General features: G+C 33.7%; 2 protein-coding genes and 1 pseudogene. 1 reads left to right on the top strand and 2 read right to left on the bottom strand.

All coding sequences use genetic code 11. From position 1 onward, the window contains the following. Positions 1-219: 219 nt before the first annotated feature. Positions 220-429 carry a hypothetical protein gene (locus V7183_RS24015; protein WP_097897848.1) on the top strand — a complete coding sequence of 70 codons (210 nt, stop codon included), beginning with the start codon at positions 220-222 and terminating at the stop codon, positions 427-429. A 36-nt stretch (positions 430-465) separates the two neighbouring features. On the opposite strand, the gene V7183_RS24010 is transcribed toward V7183_RS24015, so the two are convergent. Further along, positions 466-1,365 (bottom strand): PhzF family phenazine biosynthesis isomerase, encoded by a 900-nt coding sequence (locus V7183_RS24010; RefSeq protein WP_097897847.1) that lies wholly within the window; start codon positions 1,363-1,365, stop codon positions 466-468. Positions 1,366-1,439: 74 nt separating this feature from the next. After that, positions 1,440-1,535 (bottom strand): annotated as a pseudogene (locus V7183_RS26080) (SDR family NAD(P)-dependent oxidoreductase); the annotation flags it as partial. Between the last annotated feature and the right edge of the window lie 208 nt (positions 1,536-1,743).

The following is a 1,743-nucleotide window of genomic DNA, read 5'->3' as shown; positions in this document are numbered from 1 at the left end:
ATTCTTGCATACTAAAACCCTATTAATTCTACATTCATTAGATGCTAGAACAATACAAAAATGATATACAGTCTTATCAAAATATGAAGTAAAGGCAACCTAACAATGAATTCAATTTCGAAGAACAAAATTACCAAGATTCGTTTAAAAAACAGCCTAACTTTTCATAAATAAGGAAATAATAAAGAAAAATAACTGTAAATATAGGAGGCCGTATTTATGAAACCCGATTTTTTACAAGCCGTACACAAAGCCATTGGTAATATTGAGCATATCCACATTGAAGAAAGTGGATCAGACAGTTTACTCATTCATCATGATGATGTACAAAAATTACAACAAGTTGCTGAGACGTTAGAAAATCAGAAATTCCATTCTACAATTAGAAACAATGGGAATACATCTTTTATTGAAGTGATAAACAGATGAAAAAAGTTCGGTTATATGCCGAACTTTTTCCTACTTTTAAATCAAAACTTGCAACTCCTCTGCATATACCGCAGTTCCAGAGATTTCAATTTGTAGAGAATCATCTTCCTTGTCTTTTGTCACATAAACAGTGACGCGACCATCTTTTTTCATCTCTTGTCCCTGTTCAACAATTAATGTCAGTTCACTATCAAAATCTTGCTTCAAAAATGTAGCATAATACGCTCCCATTACACCAGAAGCAGTCCCTGTCACTGGATCTTCTATTGTCCCAGAATAAGGTGATGAAAAGTGACGACCGTGCATATGTACTGCTTCATCGTAAGTTTCTAAACAGAGTGGATGAATGGAAGCCTTAGGCATTTCCTTTAGAATAGATGGGAACTCTTTATTATTTGGTTTCATTCTTTCGCAAGCAGCCAATGTTTTAATCGGTACTATTAACGTCCAAATTCCCGTACTCCCGTATACAATTGGTAATTTTCCATCTAAATCGTCTTCATGAAGACCAATGCTATGAGCTAAGTCTTCTCTAGAACCATCAAACTTTTGAAACTGTGGTACTGCTTGCCTCATCTTAATAAATGATTCTCCATTTTCATCCACGCCTATATGTACTGGTAAAACCCCTGCTTTCGTTTCTATTGTGAGATTTTGTTTTCCTTTTAGTAAACCTCTTTCATGAAGTGCATATATAGTTCCTACTGTCGCATGTCCACAAAGATTCATTTCATGTCCCGGTGTAAAATAACGGATTCTTATATCAGCTACATCGGAAGGAAGTACAAAAGAGGTTTCGTTAAACCCTACTTTTTTTGCAATAAGCTGCATTTCATCATCTGTCAATCGTTCTGCATCTATTACAAGACCAGCTGGATTTCCCATATTCGGTTTATTACTAAATGCATCATAATGGAAAACTTTTATTTCCTTCATGTTCTCATCCCCTAAATTTTTTAAAAAATTTTGCCATACAATTCTGTTTCTCTCCTCAGAATACAGCCGTTTTTCCTAACAATCGGGAAAACAACATATCCCTTTTTATGAAACACTTTGACTAGCTCAAATCCTAACCCTCGATTTCCACCGGTAATTAGTGCTTTCATGTGATATTCTCCCCTATATATCAAATCTCTTCAGATTGATTTTTATAATATATTAAAAAATCAGTCCACTTACTGTCTCTACTTGTAATAGTGATTGTTTCATTTTATATCTCTTCCTTTATATCTAGGTACTTGCCCAAATAAATCCTATTCTAAGTCAACTATCGTCATTTGTTATTTGAATATTCTTTATTATTTTATATAAAAT

It is taken from the genome of Bacillus sp. JJ1127 (assembly GCF_036965845.1).
GTDB lineage: Bacteria > Bacillota > Bacilli > Bacillales > Bacillaceae_G > Bacillus_A.
Note: the sequence above shows the minus strand (reverse complement) of the source record. Positions and strands in the feature narration are given on the sequence as shown.

Bases quoted from the DNA above. Each gene is read 5' to 3' on its own strand.
- V7183_RS24015 (WP_097897848.1), top strand. From the start codon at position 220: ATGAAACCCGATTTTTTACAAGCCGTACACAAAGCCATTGGTAATATT.
- V7183_RS24010 (WP_097897847.1), bottom strand. From the start codon at position 1,365: ATGAAGGAAATAAAAGTTTTCCATTATGATGCATTTAGTAATAAACCG.